12 protein-coding genes are annotated in these 12,921 nt (G+C 38.9%); 7 read left to right on the top strand and 5 right to left on the bottom strand.

The window, feature by feature from the left end:
* The first annotated feature begins 168 nt into the window (after positions 1-168).
* Positions 169-1,038, top strand: a complete 870-nt coding sequence (locus NL42_RS01595; RefSeq protein ID WP_461311515.1) for a PhzF family phenazine biosynthesis protein — start codon at positions 169-171, stop codon at positions 1,036-1,038.
* Between the two features lie 53 nt (positions 1,039-1,091).
* Here the strand turns inward: NL42_RS01595 and NL42_RS01590 are convergent, their stop codons facing one another.
* A complete protein-coding gene (locus tag NL42_RS01590) occupies positions 1,092-1,871 on the bottom strand; it encodes a ferredoxin--NADP reductase (RefSeq protein ID WP_016137545.1) in 780 nt (259 codons plus the stop codon).
* Between the two features lie 101 nt (positions 1,872-1,972).
* Between NL42_RS01590 and tsaA the strand changes: the two genes are divergently transcribed.
* The gene (gene tsaA, locus NL42_RS01585; RefSeq protein ID WP_461311514.1) at positions 1,973-2,704 is read left to right on the top strand and encodes a tRNA (N6-threonylcarbamoyladenosine(37)-N6)-methyltransferase TrmO; all 732 of its coding nucleotides are present in this window, start codon (positions 1,973-1,975) and stop codon (positions 2,702-2,704) included.
* Between the two features lie 6 nt (positions 2,705-2,710).
* Here tsaA and NL42_RS01580 read toward each other — a convergent pair whose 3' ends face one another.
* Positions 2,711-3,982, bottom strand: a complete 1,272-nt coding sequence (locus tag NL42_RS01580; protein ID WP_461311513.1) for an MgtC/SapB family protein — start codon at positions 3,980-3,982, stop codon at positions 2,711-2,713.
* A gap of 289 nt (positions 3,983-4,271) precedes the next feature.
* On the opposite strand from NL42_RS01580, the gene NL42_RS01575 reads away from it, so the two are divergent.
* The 4 genes from NL42_RS01575 to NL42_RS01560 all read left to right on the top strand — a co-directional run bounded on the left by NL42_RS01575 (position 4,272) and on the right by NL42_RS01560 (position 8,572).
* Positions 4,272-6,029 (top strand): GspE/PulE family protein, encoded by a 1,758-nt coding sequence (locus NL42_RS01575; RefSeq protein ID WP_461311512.1) that lies wholly within the window; start codon positions 4,272-4,274, stop codon positions 6,027-6,029.
* 75 nt (positions 6,030-6,104) lie between these two features.
* Entirely contained in the window at positions 6,105-6,464 is a 360-nt protein-coding gene (locus NL42_RS01570) for a NirD/YgiW/YdeI family stress tolerance protein (RefSeq protein WP_336169710.1), read from the top strand.
* Between the two features lie 108 nt (positions 6,465-6,572).
* Positions 6,573-7,235, top strand: coding sequence for a response regulator transcription factor (locus tag NL42_RS01565; RefSeq protein WP_461311511.1), 663 nt, complete (start codon positions 6,573-6,575; stop codon positions 7,233-7,235).
* On the top strand, positions 7,232-8,572 hold the full coding sequence (locus tag NL42_RS01560) for an ATP-binding protein (RefSeq protein WP_461311510.1): 1,341 nt from the start codon (positions 7,232-7,234) through the stop codon (positions 8,570-8,572). The genes NL42_RS01565 and NL42_RS01560 overlap by 4 nt, the downstream gene beginning before the upstream one ends.
* Before the next feature lie 72 nt (positions 8,573-8,644).
* Here the strand turns inward: NL42_RS01560 and hemP are convergent, their stop codons facing one another.
* Positions 8,645-8,815 carry a hemin uptake protein HemP gene (gene hemP, locus NL42_RS01555; RefSeq protein WP_004643472.1) on the bottom strand — a complete coding sequence of 57 codons (171 nt, stop codon included), beginning with the start codon at positions 8,813-8,815 and terminating at the stop codon, positions 8,645-8,647.
* A gap of 136 nt (positions 8,816-8,951) precedes the next feature.
* On the opposite strand from hemP, the gene NL42_RS01550 reads away from it, so the two are divergent.
* Positions 8,952-9,854 (top strand): NUDIX domain-containing protein, encoded by a 903-nt coding sequence (locus NL42_RS01550; protein WP_461311509.1) that lies wholly within the window; start codon positions 8,952-8,954, stop codon positions 9,852-9,854.
* Between the two features lie 24 nt (positions 9,855-9,878).
* Here the strand turns inward: NL42_RS01550 and NL42_RS01545 are convergent, their stop codons facing one another.
* Both NL42_RS01545 and mrcB read right to left on the bottom strand, forming a co-directional pair.
* Positions 9,879-10,430 (bottom strand): tetratricopeptide repeat protein, encoded by a 552-nt coding sequence (locus NL42_RS01545; RefSeq protein WP_461311508.1) that lies wholly within the window; start codon positions 10,428-10,430, stop codon positions 9,879-9,881.
* 21 nt (positions 10,431-10,451) lie between these two features.
* Entirely contained in the window at positions 10,452-12,848 is a 2,397-nt protein-coding gene (mrcB, locus tag NL42_RS01540; protein WP_016137554.1) for a penicillin-binding protein 1B, read from the bottom strand.
* Positions 12,849-12,921 lie beyond the last annotated feature (73 nt).

Here is a 12,921-nt window from a genome sequence, read left to right as displayed (position 1 = left end):
TGATGGCTTTTGATTTATTCATTTAACACAAATCTAAACTTAAAAACTGTGTCTATTATTTTTAATAAAAACTGATACTGTGACCATTAAAAATAAATCAGTAATATCAGACCTATGGTAAGGATTTAAAACCATAATTTTTAATTACAAAATCAGTAGGAGTGGTCTATGTCCGTTGTTGCATTTAAACAAGTTGATGTTTTTACTTCACAAGCATTTAAAGGTAATCCTGTTGCAGTCATTATGGATGCCAGTACCTTAACATCTGAACAGATGCAGGAAATTGCCAATTGGACTAATCTTTCTGAAACGACATTTGTGCTCCCTGCGACCGATTCACAAGCTGACTATCAGGTTCGAATTTTTACTCCGCAAAGTGAATTGCCATTTGCAGGACACCCTACAATTGGTACAGCCTATGCTTTGCTTGAAGCGGGCCTCGTGACAGCCAAAGAAGGTAAGCTGGTACAGCAATGTGCTGCGGGTTTAGTTGCTCTTACTGTGAGTAGCTCAGGGCATATATCATTTGAACTACCTAAGCCTAAAATTACTCCACTTGACGCAATGCACACTGAGAAGTTGGCAAAGATTTTAAAATGTCAGATTGATACTCAATGGAATGCCACATTGGTTGATGTAGGGGCGCGTTGGGTTGTCTTGCAAGCTGTAAACGCGCAAGCTGTTTTAGATAGCCAACCAGACTTTGCTGCTCTAAAAGAGCATGATTTAGAAATGAAAGTTGGTGGAGCGACGGTTTATGGTTTTTATGAAAATAATGATGAGCAAAAACATATAGAAGTCCGCTCATTTGCTCCTTCAATTGGAATAAATGAAGATCCAGTTTGTGGCAGTGGTAATGGTAGTGTGGCGTCTTTCATTCGTTACCATGGTATTTTGCCAGCACAAAATGACGTCGTTCTTTCTTCACAGGGACAGGCTTTAGGTCGTGACGGACAGCTTCAACTTGAATTGCATCAGGATAAAATTTTAGTGGGTGGAACTGCTGTTACCTGTATCGATGGCAAAATTAACTTATAAAACAGATATAAAAAAACCGAGGACTGTGCCTCGGTTTTTTAATTAGAAAAATCTTATTTTTCTACGAAAGCACGCTCAATCACGTAGTCGCCCATTACACCCATACGAGGTGATTCAACTAAACCATGTTGGTCAAGTAATGCAGCAACATCTTTCAAGAAAGCAGGGCTACCGCAAAGCATTGCGCGGTCAGTTTCACGGTTAAAGCGTGGTAAACCAACTTTTTCGAATAAAGCGCCAGTTTCAATTGCAGTTGTTACACGGCCTTGAGTGTGGAAAGGTTCACGAGTTACAGTAGGGTAGTAAACAAGTTTGTCTTTAATACCTAACTCTTCAAAGAATTCATGGTTTGGAAGTTCATTCAAGATAAGGTCTTGATAAGCTAATTCAGAAATATAGCGTGTACCATGAACAACAATTACTTTTTCAAAACGTTCGTAAGTTTCTGGGTCACGAATAATTGATAAGAATGGTGCAAGGCCAGTACCAGAAGATAAAAGGTACAAGTTTTTACCCGGTAAAAGGTCATCATGAACCAATGTACCTGTCGGTTTTTTAGAAATTAAAATTTCATCGCCAACTTGTACTTTTTGCAAAATCGAAGTTAAAGGACCTTCTTGTACTTTAATTGAGAAGAATTCTAACTCTTCTTCGTAATTTGCACTTGCAATCGAATACGCACGCATTAACGGTTTGCCATTCACTTCAAGTCCGATCATTACGAACTGACCATTTTTAAAACGTAAGCTAGTGTCGCGTGTAGTTTTAAAACTGAAAAGGGTGTCATTCCAGTGATGAACATGAGTAATGCGTTCGACGTTAAAAGCAGCCATTAAAGGTCTCGATCACGATTAAAAGAAAACAGATAGCTATTCTAATCTAATTTCATTCCCGATAAACTGAATATATTTAATTGTGTTTATAAGAAAAAGTGATGAACAACTCTGTCACCTTCCCCATAATCGGCCACATGTGTTCGCCTTATCGTGAAAAATTTGGTATTCCACGGCAGCCTAATTTGGTAAATATTGAGTCTTATATCGATATGATAGAACCGTATAACGACTTGTTGGCATTTGAGGGCATTGAGCAGTTTAGTCATCTCTGGCTAGTCTGGCAGTTTCATGAAAATAAAAATCAGGGTAGTGCCGATAAATTCCGTCCACAGGTTCGTCCGCCACGTTTAGGTGGTAATGAAAAAATTGGCGTATTTGCTACACGTAGCATGTATCGACCATCTCCAATCGGGCTGTCAGTTGTAAAGCTGAATAAAGTGGAAAAAGCCGGTAAGTCTGTTCGCATTTATGTCACAGGAAGTGATTTATTGGATGGCACCCCAATTTTAGATATCAAACCCTACATTCAATATTCTGATGCAATTGTTGATGCACAAAGTGGTTATGCACATGCAGAACCCGAACGGAAGTCAGTCATTTGGAGCGAAGCTGCATTAACAGCACAAAAATATTTTCTGCAAAATAATGAAATGAATTCACAGTACATTGATGAGCTTGAGCAAGTCTTAGCTTTAGACCCTCGGCCTGCCTATCAAGAAGACGCCGAACGAATCTATAAAATGAAATTTTCAAACTTTGATATTCATTTTAAAGTCGATCAATTTGTAGTTACTGTCATTGATGTGATGAAGACTTCTTCGGTTGTATAGATATTTTTAGAACCAGTGAATATTGAGCCAAAGTAAACTAATAAATATAGCCATATGAATGAGCTGGGCGGGCACGAAAGCAAGGGCATAGCGTCGCCCGCCCGAAATTGCAGAGTTCACACTTTTGGCAAGCGCATGAACGGCAAAGCCTCCCATAAAAGCAATTAATAGGGGAGACATATGAGCACTATCAGGTTCGCCTTGTACAATTACCGCAATAATAGCTGCATGTATTTCAAATAAAGATGCGAGTAGGGTACCAGCAATTAAGCCGGCATCCCCTAAATATACATTCAAGCCATAAACCCCCGACTGAATGATAGCGAGTGTTGAAGCAATAATAATGGCTTCTTTAAGACTAAACATTCTTGAATCTAATTCTGGAGTCGAAGTGCTAGGTTCTGCTTTTCGTAATAAAATGAAGGCCCAGACAGCTAAAACAACTAATGCAATAAGTGTAGGAAATATAATGAGCTTAAACCAAGCAAAGCTAATACCGATTACAATAATTAAAGTTTGAATAAGCGTTGAAACGCAAGACATCAGGGCTGCCCCCGCGTTTGTTGTTGCATTTGCTCGACCAGAGCGTACTTCTAAACCTAAAGTGGCAATTGCCACTGTACTGGAAACAAAACCTGAAGCCAAAGACGAAAGTAATAGCGCATTTTTAGATGAGAGTAACCGTTTCGCAATATGGGCGAGTGCTTGTACAAATAAGATCAAAGTGAGTAATTTTAAAATCACATGCGGATTTAAAACTGGACCCCAAAAGGGTTTATTGGGTACTAAAGGCAGCGCTATTAACAGTAAGGCAAGTAGAAAAATACCATCACGCAATTCCGATTCAGTAATCCACTGACTGGCAATGCCATGCATAGATTGTTTAGCCAATAAAATAATCGTCATGATCACGGCGAGTCCAGCAGCCAATGAGATATTCCAAATGCAAAGTGCCCCAATAAAGTAAGTCATAATAAAAGCAAGTTCGGTGGTCACACCGGGGTCATTGGGCTGATTTTTGAGAGATACAATACTAATTGCCCCAATGAGAAGAGCACCTACAATTCCAATTTCAGTGCCGAATAAAAAGCAGATTGCACCGAGTTGGGAACTAATTGCAAAAGAACGAAATCCCGCAAAAGTTTTGTATTCATGTTTAAGCTTACTTCGTTCACGCTCTAGACCAATCAATAAGCCACAACCGAGCGCCGCAGCAATGACGGTAATGAATTGTTCAAATGAAGTTGTTTGTAATGACATTGTCATTGGAAGCTCCATATTACTTCCTCTTTGGTTTATTGTTATAAGTAGATTTGAATCATTTTAAAAATCATATATTCACGTTCAGTTTATGCTTTTTATTATAGTGAGCATAGTATCTTTTTTAGACAAAACCATATACAGAGTATTTTTATAAATATGAACTATGACGCAAAAAAATATTAAGTTGAGAATTGGTTTAATTATTTGAAGTTAAAGAATATTTAAAAGTTGGGTTTACTAATTTTGTGGTGAGCTAAATCAAAAATATCTCTGCTATATTATAAAAATATATTGGGGATAACGCATGAATGCACATGTACAAATAGATACGTATTGGTGTCTAGAACAACTATTACAAGAAGGCCGTATTACAGAACGAGATAAATTACTTGTACAGTCAAGCCACCGCCAAAAAGACCAATTAAAGTGGCATCCATTACAGTGGATTGCACATTTTAATTTAAAGGATCAACAGCACACACACGCTCATTTAAGTTTAAACCGCTTGTGTTTGTGGTTTGCAGATCGGGTTCAACTTCCTTTATTTGTGATTGATCCTTTAAAGGCAGATGTGAGTGCTTTAACGCAGGTAATGTCACAAGAGTTTGCCATTCGCAATCATATTTTAGCTGTTGAAATTCATGCCGACCGAATCGTGATTGGAACAGATCAGCCATTTCAAACAGATTGGCTAAACAATCTAGAGCGAAGTCTAGCACCTAAAAAAATTGAGCGGGTACTGCTTAATCCTGAACAGTTGCAACGCTATTTGAGAGAGTATTATCAGGTCAGTCGGGCGGTAAACTCAGCTCAAAAAGATGCAGCTCATGACCGTGACACTAAAAACGTTGAAGCTCTTTTGCAGCTTGGCGATAGTCAAAACCCAGATGCGAATGATCAGCATATTGTGAAATTAGTCGACTGGATTTTACAGTTTGCGTTTGAACAAAGTGCCAGTGACATTCATATGGAACCGCGTAAAGATAACGGTAAAGTCAGGTTCCGTATAGATGGTGTTTTGCACACCATTTATAACATGCCTTCAAATACACTGACCGCCGTGATTGCACGTATTAAGATTTTAGGACGTTTAAATGTCGCCGAAAAGCGCAAACCACAAGATGGTCGATTAAAAACTCGGACGCCAAAGGGGCAAGAAACAGAGCTACGTTTATCAACCTTGCCAACAGCCTTTGGTGAAAAACTGGTCATGCGGATTTTTGATCCAGATGTGTTGGTACGTTCTTTTCATCAACTGGGTTTTGAAGAGAGTTTATTACAACAGTGGCAACAGTTAACAAAAAATAGCCATGGTATTATTTTAGTCACTGGTCCTACAGGTTCAGGTAAAACGACAACGCTATATTCTTCGTTAAAGCAGCTCGCAACAGATCAGGTCAATGTCTGTACCATTGAAGATCCAATTGAAATGTTAGAGCCTAGTTTTAACCAGATGCAAGTCAACAATGCAATTGAATTAGGCTTTGCAGATGGTGTTCGTGCGCTCATGCGTCAAGACCCCGATATTATTATGATTGGGGAAATTCGTGATCAAGATACAGCGAATATGGCAATTCAGGCTGCATTAACAGGTCATTTGGTATTATCAACTTTACATACCAATGATGCGCCGTCTAGTTTGACTCGCTTGCATGATTTAGGCGTGCAACCATTCTTGACAGCAGCCACAATTTTGGGTGTTCTCGCACAGCGTTTAGTACGACAGCTTTGTCCGCACTGCAAACAGCAAACTCATATTAATGAGGATGAATGGCAACACCTCACATTCGATTATATTATGGACATGCCAGAAAAAGTTTATCAGGCAGTAGGGTGTGAACAATGTCGTCATACAGGTTATAAAGGGCGAGTGGGTATTTATGAATTTATGCCGGTCAGTCTTGAGCTTAAGCATCTTATTAGTAGCCATATGACTTTAAATGATTTGAGAACACAAACTAAAAAAGAAGGTATAGAACCCTTAAGAATTGCGGGTGCTCGTAAAGTCATTGATGGTCTTACGACATTAGAAGAGGTATTACGGGTTGTGCCATTAAATTAACTTTTTCTTAAGATTCACCTCATTTATGCATGATGTACTTATGTTATTCCAAGATGTGATTAAAAAGGTAATCTTATGAAAATGCTTAAAGCAATGATAATGACTACAGGTCTAACAGCTGCTAGTGTCGCTATGGCGAATACACCTGTGAATCAGGCAGCAATTGCTCCAGTAACTGTAACAACTGTTAAGCATGCATTAACGGCTAAAGATAATACACCGGTCAAAGTACATGGTCAGGTTGTAAAGTCTTTAGGCGATGAAAAATACCAATTTCGTGACAAGACAGGTAGCATTACGGTTGATGTAGATGATGAACTTTGGCAAGGTCGTCCTATTTCACCAAATACAAATGTGACTTTAATTGGTGAAGTAGACATCGACTATAAGCCTTTAAAACGTGTAGAAATTGAGGTGGATCAAGTTCAGTTCTAATGAATTGATCTCTGGATCTACTGCTTTCAGCCGCATTTAAATGATGCGGCTTTGCTTTTTTTATAAAGGCTTGGCAAGATCAACTCAGGATAGAACAGGAAAAAATAGATGAGAATTTTGCTTGCAGAAGATGATCGCTCTCAAGCGGAAAGTATTCAATCTTGGTTAGAGTTAGACGGTTATCAGGTCGATTGGGTGGAAAGGGGGGATTATGCGCTTACGGCAATCGAGCAGCATGACTATGACTGTATTTTACTTGATCGGGGACTGCCGCAATTAGCGGGTGAAAAAGTTCTAACAACGATCCGTTATAAACAAAAAAATGTTCCTGTTATTTTTATTACAGCCCGTGACAGCATTCATGATCGAGTAGAAGGACTAGATTTAGGCGCAAATGATTATTTGATTAAGCCTTTTAGTTTAGAAGAGTTATCTGCCCGCATTCGTGCTCAATTACGTAAACAAACTTTGAGTCAGCAATCGATTTTAACGTGGGGTGATTTGAAACTCGACACACAAGCTAAAGTTGTATTAAACGCTGGCAAGTCTATTGATTTAACGGCAAAAGAATTTCAAATATTGCGTAAGCTGATGGTTCATCCTGAACATATTATTACTCGTGATCAATTAGAAGAAGCACTCTATGCATGGGGTGAGGAAATTGAAAGTAATGCAATTGAGGTATTTATTTATCAGCTTCGAAAAAAAATCGGGAGTAGCTGCATTAAAACCATACGGGGGCTAGGCTACCGTATGGGGGATTTAAAATGAAATCAAATCGCTCATCTTTGCAGTCGCAACTGGTTAAAACCACCATGTGGAGTAGTGTGGTGGTGGGCTTACTGGCTTTAAGCTTACTCACCATATTTTCTGTTTATCACAACATGTCAGTGCAAGACGAAATCATGGATGAAATTTCAGATACTTTGCTGGTTTCTGATCTTTCTAAACATTCTATGAAACAGTTTGATCAGCTCAGTGATGAATTTGATATTCAATATGAATTATTAAGCTCAGGCCAATTACTTACTCATTCTCATAGTTATCAACATGAACTTTTTGAACAAGGAAAGTTATCTGAAGGTTTTTCATATTTTTGGTTTGATGGTCAATTATGGCGGAGTCTGGCTGCACAACAAGAAGACTCTCAACTAGAAGTTGAAGTCTTCCAGCCTATGAGTACACGTATTGAAGAAGTACTCAAAGCACTTGCAGGCTATAGTGGTCTTATGGTGTTATTCTGGTTGCTGCAATGGGTCATTGTAAGTTGGCGAACAGAGCATCAATTGGCTGCGCTAAATTTACTCTCTAGACGTATTGCCCAAAAAACAGCTTCAAATTTAGAACCAATTCAAGATCCAGATGTCATTACCGAAATTCAACCTGTGATTGATGCTCTAAACCAATTACTTTCAAGATTGCAAAGGGCATTAGTCGCTGAGCAGCGTTTTACCGCAGATGCTTCCCATGAGCTACGTTCGCCATTATCTGCCATACAAATGCGCCTTCAGGTTTTACAGCGTAAATATCAACATGTTCCAGAACTTCATCAGGACTTTGAGCGCACACAAGAAGACGTTTCAAGGAGTACAAAAGTACTTGAAAACTTGCTGCTTCTGGCTCGCCTAGAACCCAATGAAGCAGAGCAGCCACAACTTCCTAAAACAGTTATCGATTTAAATTACTTATTGGCTAGAGTCATTGAAACTGTAACTTTAGATGCGCAAGCTAAACAAATGTTGATAGAGACAAATACCTTATCGACAGAAACTAAAACCTTTGCGAATGAAGAATTACTGTTTATTGCTTTTAGAAATTTATTTGATAATGCCATTCGTTATAGCCCGAATTTAGGTTCTATTCATGTCGAGATGAGTCAGGATGAACAGCAAATTAAGGTCGCTATAGAAGATACAGGAAATGGTGTAGATGATGAGGTATTGCAACGTTTAGGGCAGCGTTTTTTTCGAGTATTAGGCACTCAGCAGCAAGGTTCTGGGTTGGGAATTTCAATTACTCGAAAAGTTATTGAATTGCATAATGGTGAATTGCGTTTTATGCATGCTGAACAGGGCGGTTTGAGGGTAGAGGTTAATCTTCCATTATAAAAAATAGCATGGTTACCCATGCTATCCATTTTTTGTTTTCCCACGAATATTATTGAAACGCGAGTGTATTTTTTATTTAGTTAAAATTAGACGATTATTGCGAGTGAGGCGTAAACGATATTCCTCGCCAGCATGCATAATGCGGATTTCACGGCCTAATGCAAAGAGGTTGTTAGAATGTAACATTGGTAAGGCATGAGCTGTTTCATTGTTACGAGTAAATAAGCTAAAAGGTGCGTTCATTTGTTGTGCTCCGTGGTATGTTCTTGAACGATTTAAATGATAATCATTATCGAATAGATCTGTCAATGAGATTTTAAAAAATTTATAAAATGATAAAATTTGCTTACACTTGAGAAAAGTTTTAGAGAGTATAAAAATGCCCAAACCAATCGTCGATGTCGCTATAGCAATCTTGATCCATCGCGGAAAAATATTAGTTGGATGGCGCGAAGAGCAGCAACATCAAGGTGGAAAGCATGAGTTTCCTGGAGGAAAGGTTGAGCAGGGTGAAACACCTGAAGAAGCCTGTCGCCGTGAAATCTATGAAGAAGTGGGTATTGGTTTAAAAGATTGGCACCAATTTGATTATATTCATCATGAGTACGATGACATTATTGTCAATTTACATTTATTCCATAGTTATGTGCCTGATGAACTATTAAATCTTATTCATCAACCATGGGCATGGTACACACGTGAACAGTTACTTCACTTAAACTTTCCAAAAGCGAATAAAGACATCATAAAAAGATTGTATTGGCCTCATCTCATCAAAATTAGTCCTATGCTGACACCAGTCGAAAATGATGACACTTTAGTGTATTGGCGTAGTGAAAAAGATAGTTTTGATCAGGCAGATCTAGAAAAATTAGCTTTTTTAGATACCAATCAGCTTTCAAAATTAATCGTGAATGTCGATGTTTGGCACAAGCTAAAACCTGAGTTAAAAAGTCATATAAAAACAGTACATCTTAAGCAATCCCAATTAATGAGTTTGCATAAAGGCGACTTGGAAGTGGGAGTGCGTTTTATTGCTGCTTGCCACGATGCAGTTTCTTTACAGCATGCTCAGCAAATTGGCTGTGATGCTGTTTTTTTAAGTCCTATCAAAGTAACAGAGACCCATCCAGATGCTAGCGCATTAGAGTGGGATCGTTTAACTGACTTGATTGAGAAATGCCAGATTCCCGTATTCGCTTTGGGAGGCATGAGTCCTGATGATTTAGCCACAGCACAGCAACATGGTGCGTATGGCGTAGCGGGTATTCGTAATTTCTAATAAAAAATAAACAAGCATTAAAAGCTAGAGAGCTTTTAATGCTTGTTGCGCTTCTTGAACAGTTTTTTGATTATTACGTTGTTGTCCAGCTTTTAAAATGGTCAACCAAAGTTGCTTTTTCATGGCCTGACTTTGGGCAAAACTCAAACCACGTCGTGCTAAAGACTCAGCATTAGAATATTGCTGTTTATGATTTGCAGTAAGAGCAAGAAATAAATAAGTCTCAGCCGCTTGGGGCGCTAAGCGCTGTGCTTGAAGCGCATAGCTTTCAGCTTCTGACCATTGCTGGTTTTTGTAAGCCTGTTGTGTTTTTTGCATTAAGACTCTAAATGCAGGTAATTGGCTCCCATCATCATTAAAGCGTTGGGGTTTCTTTTGCTGCGGAACAATCACCTGTAAATTTTTGCGTTGAATTTCCGGATGCTCATAAGGTGTAACTTTTACACCCGATGGAGTTTCCGTATTTTTCTTCACTGGCGGAGTAGGTGTTTTCCCTTTGGAGTCAGAATGATCAGGCAAAGTTGTACAGCCGACCATAAGCACAGCACCAATATAAAAAACACCTTTCTTCAACATATCCTACTTTCCTGTTAACGCTTAGTTGTTATAACTACCAGTTGAAATCACACGTGAGTTATTTGACAGATCTTGCTGCATCTGACTTTCACTATCACGAATATAGCTATCGGTATTATCCGGTTGAGAAGCTGGCGTTGTGTTATCACTTTGTGGCGTATATGTTGGGTCAACTTGATAATAAGGAGCTCCACATGGCGTAGCACGATGCGGAATCGTGTGCGTTAGCATTGGAATATACATAGCACCATCACAAGCCTGTGCCGATAAATCACCTGATGCACGATCAATCCATTGCCACTGTACAGTGTCTGGCTGACGTATATTCACAGGAGTTTGGCGTAATTGTTTCATCACATTAGTCCATACCGGCAATGCGCCAGATGAACCTGTTAAACCAGTTACTTTATTGTCATCTAAACCTAACCATACTACAGCTACATGATTACCCGAATAACCAGCAAACCATGAGTCACGTGTATCGTTAGTGGTACCTGATTTACCCGCCAATTTTAAAGCTGGAGATAAGCTGCTATAGGCTGAACGACCAGTACCCGAAGACATGACCTGTTGTAAACCATAATTCATGATATAGCCAACAGCTGGATCAATCGTTTGTTGAACATTAAGGCCATAGCGGTCAAGCAGACGACCATTGGCATCTACGACAGATCGAATTGCACGAGTTGGATATTTAAAACCGCCTGTAGCGAAGTTCTCATAGATTCCGAGCACTTCCATTGGCGACATATTGACTGCACCAAGGAAAATAGAAGGGTAAGCAGGAATCGTTGATTCAACACCAAACTTTCTTAAATTATTGGTAAATGTGGATAGACCAAACTCTTGACCCAAACGTACAGCAGAAAGGTTGTATGAGTTTGCTAATGCTTCACTCAGACTTACTACGCCATGTCCACCACCACTATAGTTTTTAGGTGTCCAACTTTTACCGCCGTCTACAGGAACACTGATTGGAGCATCTTCAATTTGGCTTGCCCAGTTATAACGTCCAGATTCAATAGCACTTAAATAAATTACAGGTTTCAATAAAGAACCGACTTGACGTTTCGCATCTAAAGCACGGTTAAAACCAGTAAAGTCTTGTGTAGAACCAACCGCTGCAACGAGCTCGCCATTTTCAGGGTGTGCAATCAGCACAGCGCCTTGTAAGTTTTTCAAACGTGCTGGATTACTGTTAGCCAAACGGTCTACTGAAGCTTTAAAAGCATTTTGAACTTGAGTTTGAGTAATTGGGTCTAAGGTCGTAAAAATACGTAATCCCTGATTGGTTAAATCACTTTCTTGATACTCTGTACGTAATTGACGACGTACAATATCTAAAAAGTCTGGGAATTTTGCAGGGCCTAAACTTGGTTTACTTAACACATTTAAAGGACGTGCAATTTCATCTTCATATTCGGCTTGAGTTAAATAACCCATCACGCGCATGTTATTTAACACAGTGTCGCGGCGTTTTTTGGCACCTTCAGGGTTTTTCCAAGGATTATATAAAGAAGGGCCTTGAACCAAACCTACTAAATAAGCTTGTTGTGCAACGCTAAGCTCACGTAATGGTAAACCAAAATAAAATTGTGAAGCCAAACCATAGCCATTAATTGAATAGCTACCATTTTGGCCCAGATTTACTTCATTTAAATAGGCTTCTAAAATTTCATCTTTGCTGTAATGCAGCTCGATGAGTAAAGCCATTAATGCTTCATTAACTTTACGTTTTAATGTGCGTTCAGGAGTGAGGTAGAAGTTTTTAACTAATTGTTGAGTCAGGGTTGAGCCACCTTGACGCTTCCCACCTGTAACATTACTAACTAATGCACGAGCTGTACCACGAATTGAAATACCATGATGATGATAAAAATTGCGGTCTTCTGTAGAAATTAAAGCTTCAATAAGTGGTTTAGGGACATTATTCAGTTTAATCAGTACACGGTCTTCATTGTGTTGAGGATAAATTCCTCCAATGAGTAACGGTTCTAAGCGAGCAACGCCAGTTGAAGAAGGTTTGGTACTTCGAACTTCAACAACTTGATCATTTGCAAAACTTAACTCTAATACTTGTTCAGGTTCAACACTGTCGCCGTAGTCAAAACCACGTGTGTGGATATACATGTTGCTGCCTTGAGCAACATAACTTCCAGACTTGTCATAATTACTTGAAGTTTTGTAACCCAATAGCTTTAATTCTTGAGTGAAATTTGCTTGAGAAATAGGCGCGTTGTTATAAATTTCCAAAGGGCGTGCAAACACTTTGGCAGGAATATCCCACCGCTGACCTTCAAATTTTTCACGAATAATATTATCTAAACGAATCAGATAGATACTAAGAGCAATAAAAGCACCAATGATCAAAATGGAAAAGATTAGTGCAAAGAAACCGATACCACGTTCAAACTTCATAAAAATGAGATAAAACCCTAACAATGCCTGTAATGATGCGATAGCTTGTCATCAATTTGCAATGATAAAACTG

The sequence above is a fragment of the Acinetobacter sp. GN11 genome, from assembly GCF_054823985.1.
The sequence above is the reverse complement of the archived record's forward strand: the minus strand, read 5'-3'. Positions and strand labels throughout refer to the sequence as shown.

Coding starts and splice junctions, on each gene's coding strand:
- NL42_RS01595 (WP_461311515.1), top strand. CDS start 169: ATGTCCGTTGTTGCATTTAAACAAGTTGATGTTTTTACTTCACAAGCA.
- NL42_RS01590 (WP_016137545.1), bottom strand. CDS start 1,871: ATGGCTGCTTTTAACGTCGAACGCATTACTCATGTTCATCACTGGAAT.
- tsaA (WP_461311514.1), top strand. CDS start 1,973: ATGAACAACTCTGTCACCTTCCCCATAATCGGCCACATGTGTTCGCCT.
- NL42_RS01580 (WP_461311513.1), bottom strand. CDS start 3,982: ATGGAGCTTCCAATGACAATGTCATTACAAACAACTTCATTTGAACAA.
- NL42_RS01575 (WP_461311512.1), top strand. CDS start 4,272: ATGAATGCACATGTACAAATAGATACGTATTGGTGTCTAGAACAACTA.
- NL42_RS01570 (WP_336169710.1), top strand. CDS start 6,105: ATGAAAATGCTTAAAGCAATGATAATGACTACAGGTCTAACAGCTGCT.
- NL42_RS01565 (WP_461311511.1), top strand. CDS start 6,573: ATGAGAATTTTGCTTGCAGAAGATGATCGCTCTCAAGCGGAAAGTATT.
- NL42_RS01560 (WP_461311510.1), top strand. CDS start 7,232: ATGAAATCAAATCGCTCATCTTTGCAGTCGCAACTGGTTAAAACCACC.
- hemP (WP_004643472.1), bottom strand. CDS start 8,815: ATGAACGCACCTTTTAGCTTATTTACTCGTAACAATGAAACAGCTCAT.
- NL42_RS01550 (WP_461311509.1), top strand. CDS start 8,952: ATGCCCAAACCAATCGTCGATGTCGCTATAGCAATCTTGATCCATCGC.
- NL42_RS01545 (WP_461311508.1), bottom strand. CDS start 10,430: ATGTTGAAGAAAGGTGTTTTTTATATTGGTGCTGTGCTTATGGTCGGC.
- mrcB (WP_016137554.1), bottom strand. CDS start 12,848: ATGAAGTTTGAACGTGGTATCGGTTTCTTTGCACTAATCTTTTCCATT.